The sequence below is a fragment of the Cryobacterium sp. TMT1-62 genome, assembly GCF_004403145.1.
GTDB classification, from domain to species: Bacteria; Actinomycetota; Actinomycetes; order Actinomycetales; family Microbacteriaceae; genus Cryobacterium; species Cryobacterium sandaracinum.
On the sequence record NZ_SOGZ01000018.1, the window covers coordinates 38,352 to 44,351 of the forward strand.

Consider the following 6,000-nt stretch of genomic DNA (forward strand, 5'->3'; position numbering starts at 1 on the left):
AGATTTTGCCCGTAAACCCGGTTTTCCGACCCAAAACATCCGTTTCGGCCAAAATCTCCGTCGAATTGGTTCGGGAGCGCAGCCCCCGCGCCAGACAAGGCGGCGCACTCCGCGCCAGCCGTCACTCCGCGCCAGACGAGGCGGCGCACTCCGCGCCAGCCGTCACTCCGGGCCAGACGAGGCGGCGCACTCCGCGCCAGCCGTCACCCCGTGCCAGCCGTCACTCCGTCCCAGATCGAGATGGCGATCTTGCCTCGGGTGTGTTCCTCGCCGAAGTGGTGCAGGGCGTCGGCGGTCCGGCTCAGTGGGTAGGTCGTCTCGATCCGGGGGGCGACCTTGTCCGAGTCGATCAGCTCGCGAATCACATCGAGATCGGTGGCGCTGGCCGACGCCACGAGCGGGCGGAGGCTCTGGCGCGAAAAGATTCCCAGGGCCGATGCGGCGAGGATGCGCCCGATCGGGCCGAGCAGACGACCGCCGGCGGCGGAGGACAGCACCAGCGTTCCGCGTGGGGTGAGCGCGCGGCGGCAGTCGGACAGGGAGCGATTGCCGATGAGATCGAAAATCACCTCGTACTGCCGACCCTTGGCCGTGAAATCCTCGGAGGTGTAGTCGATCACGTGGTCGGCGCCCAGGCCGCGGGCCAGCTCGGCGTTCCGAGTGCTGCAGACGGCCGTCACCTCAGCCCCGAAGGCTTTCGCAAGCTGCACGGCAAACGATCCGACCCCGCCGGATGCGCCGTTGACCAGAATCCGATCGCGCGGCTGCAGGTTCGCGGCATCGCGGAGTCCCTGCAGCGCCGTGGTCGCGGCGATCGGCACCGTCGCCGCCTGCTCGAAGGTGAGCGTGGCAGGCTTGTGGGCAACCACCTTCTCGGTCGCCACCGTGAATTCCGCGAAGCTGCCCGCATTGACCTCCGCGTAGACCTCATCATTCACGGCGACGCGTCGCACGGCGCTGCCGACGGCCACGACCACTCCCGCGGCATCCCGTCCCCGGACCGCGATGCGGGGTGCCCGCAAACCGAACGCGAGCCGCACGAGATAGGGCTCGCCGTGCATCAGCAGCCAGTCGGCCGCATTCACGGATGCCGCGTGGACGCGGATCAGCACTTCGTCGGCACGGGGCACCGGCATGGGGACATCGGTGTACTCGAGGGTCTCGGGCCCGCCGTAGGCCCGCTGGATGATCGCTTTCATGGCACCCTTTCTGGTGTAACACTATAGTGTGTGATACACAGTACAGTGCGACCCGCAAAACCGAAACCCGACAACACCAAATCCCCACACACCAACCCTCGGAAAGGATCCGATCCCATGATGCTGCTCACTCCACTCCCGCGGCCCGTGCTGCTCTCCACGCTCTGGATCGTTCTGCTGTTCAACTACCTCTACTGCGACGTGCTCGGGCTCTACGACCCGGCACACCTCGTCGACCTCGAGACCGGCACCCTCGGCGGCGGGCCCTTCACACCCGGCAAGCTGGTCGCGGCCGGGGTGCTGATGCAGATCCCCATCGCGATGGTTCTTCTCGCTCGCGTGGTGCGGCACGGACTGAACCGCTGGATCAATGTGGGCGCCGCATCTGTTATGGCCGCGGTTCAGGTCTCCACGCTGTTCCTCGGCACACCGCCCACGCCGGTCTACCTGTTCTTCTCCGCGATCGAGATCACGCTGCTGCTGGCCATTGTCGTCCTCGCGGCATCCTGGAGACGCTCCAGGGAGCGGGCGGCGCACGACCGGGCCCTTGCGGGTGTGTGACGCACACTAATGTGTACAAGTGCTCAACGAAGAAGAACTCGCCACCCACCGGCAGGAGTTGCGGCGCGGCACCATCGTGCTCGCCTGCCTGGTGCTGCTCATGCAGCCCAACTACGGCTACGCCCTGCTTACGGCCCTCGAATCCCAGGGGTTCGCGGTGGATGCCAACACCCTGTACCCTCTGCTGCGGCGCCTGGAGAAGCAGGGTCTCCTCACGAGCGAGTGGAACACCGACGAGTCCCGACCGCGCAAGTTCTACGTCACGAGTGAGGAGGGGGTGGGTCTCGCCGCCACCCTCACCACCGACTGGAACGAATTGAACATGGCATTCCGATCCCTCACGGAGACATCATGACCACCCCGTTCACCCCGTCCACCCTCACCGACCGCTTCGTCACCGAAGCGCTGCGCGGCCTGCCTGCGCGGCAGCGTGCTGACATTGAAGCCGAACTGCGCACCCTGATCGCCGACGCAATCGAGGATCGCCTGGAGGCGGGAACGGATGCCGTGGCCGCCGAACACACCGTGCTCGCCGAGTTGGGCGCACCGCGCCGGCTGGCCGCCCGGTACTCGGAGAAGCCCACCTACCTCGTGGGACCGGATCTCTACTTCGACTACGTGCGCGTGCTCACGGTGCTGCTCTCGACCGTGGTGCCGATCTGGTTTCTGTTCAGCGGCATCGTCACTTTTGTCGCCGGCTCGTCGGCTGGTGAAACGGTGGGCGTCGCCGTCACCGGCGCAATCGAGACGGCCATGTCGATCGCGTTCTTCACGACGGTGATCTTCGCGATCATCGAGCGCACATCGGCGATGCGGTCAAGGCGCACAGTGGTCTGGGATCCGGCATCCCTGCCCGAGGTCCTGGACAAGCGCGGCTATTTCACGGAGCTCGTCGGCGGAATCAGTTTTCTCGTGATCATCGCCAGCGTGCTGATCTGGCTGCAGACGGTGGGTGCGGTCGAGGGGCGGGACAGCGCACTCATCGGTCCGATTGCGACGGAATTGTGGACATCCGGGGCGTTCTATATCGCGCTTTTCTATGCCGCGGTCAGCATCAGTTTTCACCTGTTCGCGTATTACACGGGATGGTCGGTGTCGAATGCGATGGCGACCATCGTGCTGGACGTTCTCTTCGTCGTTCCAGCGGTCTGGCTCACGGCGAGCGGCCGGCTGCTCAACCCGGACTATTTCGATGCCGTCGGCTGGCCGCAGGGCGTCGGGGTCGTCACGGCCATCGTGGTGGTCGTCGTGCTGCTGTTCTCCGCCCTGGACTCCATTGACGCAATCGTGCGCGCGACCCGGAAACGGCGCACTCGCTGAGCCGTGATTCGCAGAGCGCGAAGAACGGATGCCGCGCTACTCCCCGCGCCGGGTGAAGCGTCGCTCGAACCAGTAGAGCAGTTCGGGGCGCACCCGGTTCAGGTCCTGCAGGGTCATCGGTTCGGGCACCCGCACCATGGGTACGCCGAGCTGATCGACCACCGTGTCCATGGCGCCGCGCGAGTAGTACTGCCCGCGCATGCGCACCAGCAGTCGGCCGTCGGTGCCGGTGACGAAGAGCTGCGGCTGCGTGTCGAGCGCCCCGCTCCGGTAGAGGTCGAGCAGCACGACACTGCCGATCTCGTCCGAGGAGAAGTCCTTGACCAGGCCCATGAAGCCGCGCTCCGAGATACCCTCGGCATCGACACGGATGATGGTGCGAGTGTAGGCGAGATAGGCAAGGCCGCAGATGCTCAGGAGCACAACCTGGGCGATGGCAACCGGACGCCAGGTGCCGTTGGGGATGCTGAGCCAGAAGAGCACGGCGGAGATGGGTGCGACAAGGGCCAGGACGGAAAGCCCCGACTGCACCAGCAACCGGCCGTGGGGCCGCAATGCGTGCGTGTGCATACGCACACCCCCGTTGAATCTCACCCTTGGTTCCCCCTCGCCGGTGTACACAGATTATCTCGGATTTTGCGTGAGTGCGGCAGTCACCGATAGGGGGGGTGCCGTGTCGAAACCGGAACAGACGACGGATGCCCGTGAACCGTATAGTGAGCGGGTGCCATCCTTGTCTCTCCGAAGAAGCGGTCCGCGCGTGCCGCGCGCCCGGCTGCATCCGGCGCAAGTCGTGGTCGCCGGATTCGCCGCCGCCATCCTGATCGGCACGGTGCTGCTGATGATCCCGATCGCGACGCCCGGCCCCGGCGGCACCCCGCTCCTGATCGCGGCTTTCACGGCCACGTCGGCCGTTTGCGTGACCGGGCTGACCGTCGTCGATACCGCGACGTTCTGGACGCCGTTCGGCCAGGTCATCATCCTGGCCCTGATCCAGGTCGGCGGCTTCGGGATCATGACGTTCGCCTCGGTCATCGGGCTCGCCGTGATCCGCAAGATGTCCCTTCGGTCCCGCATGACGGCGGCCGCCGAGGTTAAGAGCTTCGGGCTCGAGGATGTCCGCGGGCTGGTTCTCGGCGTCGTGCGCATCTCCCTGATCGTGGAGTCCATCGTGGCGGTGCTGCTGAGCCTGCGGTTTTGGATCGGGTACGGCGAAGCGCCGGGCAGGGCCATCTGGCTCGGCGTGTTCCACTCCGTGTCCTCGTTCAACAACGCGGGCTTCGCCCTGTTCAGCGACAACCTCATCTCCTATGCGACGGACCCGTTCATCTGCCTGCCCATCGCCGCCGCCGTGATCCTCGGCGGCCTGGGCTTCCCGGTGATCATGCAGCTGCGCAAGCACCTCCGGAACCCGCTGAAGTGGTCGATGAACACCCGCATCGTGCTGGCCGGAACGATCACACTTCTGGTCGCGGGCACTGTCTACATCACCAGCGTGGAGTGGAACAACCCGGGCACGCTCGGACCGCTGGACTGGCCGAGCAAACTCCTGGTGGGATTCTTCCAATCGGTGCAGACGCGCACAGCCGGGTTCAACAGCCTCGACATCGGGGCGATGGATTCCGCGAGCCTGCTCGGCATGGACGTGCTCATGCTGATCGGCGGAGGCCCGGCCGGCACCGCCGGCGGCATCAAGATCACCACCTTCGCTGTGCTGTTCTTCATCCTGCTGACCGAAATCCGTGGCGAGGTGGCCGTGAACGTCTTCGGCAAGCGCCTCTCCCGGGCCGTGCACCGTCAGGCGATCACCATCGTGCTCCTGGCGGTTGCGGTGATCACGGTCTCCACGGTCGCCCTGATGCTGATCACCGATATCGGCCTCGATGCCCTTCTGTTCGAAGCGATCTCCGCGTTCGGCACGGTGGGGCTCTCCACCGGGATCACCGCGGGTCTGCCCCCGGCCGGTCATATCATCCTGATGCTGCTCATGTTCATCGGTCGTCTGGGTCCCATCGCCTTCGCCTCGGCGCTCGCCCTGCGGGACCGCCCCACCGGGTATGAATTACCGAAAGAGAGGCCCATCATTGGCTAAATTTTCCCTGTTCGGGCACCAGCAGCCTGCGCGTATGGCCGAAGAGGATGCGATCGTCGTGATCGGCCTGGGTCGGTTCGGCAGCGCCCTTGCACTCGAGCTGATGGCCAGCGGCAGCGAGGTGCTCGGCATCGACGGAGACGAGGAGATCGTGCAGGCGCACAACGGCCTGCTCACCCACGTCGTGCGCGCCGACTCGACCAAAGAGGAGACGCTCCGCCAACTCTCGGTGCCGGACTTCAGCAGCGCGGTCGTCGCGATCGGCGGCGATATCCAGGCGAACATCCTCACCGCGAGCCTGTTGCTCAAGCTGGGCATCCCGAATATCTGGGCCAAGGCGGTCAGCGACCCACACGGTGAGATCCTGCGCCAGATCGGCGTCAAGCACGTCATCTACCCCGAGAAGGACATGGGCAAAAGGGTGGCCCACCTCGTGCGCGGGGTGATGCAGGACTACATCGAGATCGACGAGAACTTCGCCCTCGTGAAGACGAACCCGCCGCAGGAGATCATCGGCGTGCCGCTCGGAAAATCGAGCGTGCGCACCATCCACGGGGTCACCGTCACGGCATTCAACCGCCCCGGCAAGGGCTGGAGCTACACGACCCTTGACACGACGTTGGAGGCCGACGACGTCATTCTGATCGCCGGCGACGTGCGCAAGGTGGAGTCCTTCAGCCGCCTCAGGTAGCGGATGCCGTCGGCCTTCCCGGTCGGCGAGGAGCTGGGTGCGGCGGGGCTGGGTTGGGTTGGGTTGGGTGCGGCGCGGTGCGGCTGGGCCGGGCTGCGTGCGGCGCGGCGCGGCTGGGTGCGGCTGGGCCGGGCTGC

General features: G+C 66.0%; 7 protein-coding genes. 5 read left to right on the forward strand and 2 right to left on the reverse strand.

The genetic code is table 11. From position 1 onward, the window contains the following. Window positions 1–203 precede the first annotated feature (203 nt). Entirely contained in the window at window positions 204–1,199 is a 996-nt protein-coding gene (locus E3T34_RS04385) for an NAD(P)-dependent alcohol dehydrogenase (protein ID WP_134342280.1), read from the reverse strand. A gap of 117 nt (window positions 1,200–1,316) precedes the next feature. Between E3T34_RS04385 and E3T34_RS04390 the strand changes: the two genes are divergently transcribed. Genes E3T34_RS04390 through E3T34_RS04400 form a run of 3 tightly spaced genes read left to right on the forward strand, consistent with a single transcriptional unit; the run spans window position 1,317 to window position 3,080 of the window. Continuing rightward, complete coding sequence (locus E3T34_RS04390; RefSeq protein ID WP_174720193.1) at window positions 1,317–1,760, forward strand: DUF6326 family protein; 444 nt, start codon at window positions 1,317–1,319, stop codon at window positions 1,758–1,760. A 19-nt stretch (window positions 1,761–1,779) separates the two neighbouring features. After that, complete coding sequence (locus tag E3T34_RS04395; RefSeq protein ID WP_104099223.1) at window positions 1,780–2,115, forward strand: PadR family transcriptional regulator; 336 nt, start codon at window positions 1,780–1,782, stop codon at window positions 2,113–2,115. Beyond that, on the forward strand, window positions 2,112–3,080 hold the full coding sequence (locus E3T34_RS04400) for a permease prefix domain 1-containing protein (RefSeq protein WP_134342281.1): 969 nt from the start codon (window positions 2,112–2,114) through the stop codon (window positions 3,078–3,080). The genes E3T34_RS04395 and E3T34_RS04400 overlap by 4 nt, the downstream gene beginning before the upstream one ends. A gap of 36 nt (window positions 3,081–3,116) precedes the next feature. Here E3T34_RS04400 and E3T34_RS04405 read toward each other — a convergent pair whose 3' ends face one another. Beyond that, entirely contained in the window at window positions 3,117–3,650 is a 534-nt protein-coding gene (locus tag E3T34_RS04405; RefSeq protein ID WP_134401156.1) for a hypothetical protein, read from the reverse strand. Window positions 3,651–3,804: 154 nt separating this feature from the next. Here E3T34_RS04405 and E3T34_RS04410 point away from each other — a divergent pair, with 154 nt between their 5' ends. Together E3T34_RS04410 and E3T34_RS04415 are read left to right on the forward strand one after the other, a co-directional pair. Next, window positions 3,805–5,172, forward strand: coding sequence for a TrkH family potassium uptake protein (locus tag E3T34_RS04410; protein WP_241976768.1), 1,368 nt, complete (start codon window positions 3,805–3,807; stop codon window positions 5,170–5,172). 34 nt (window positions 5,173–5,206) lie between these two features. Beyond that, window positions 5,207–5,863, forward strand: coding sequence for a TrkA family potassium uptake protein (locus E3T34_RS04415; protein ID WP_134342282.1), 657 nt, complete (start codon window positions 5,207–5,209; stop codon window positions 5,861–5,863). Window positions 5,864–6,000 lie beyond the last annotated feature (137 nt).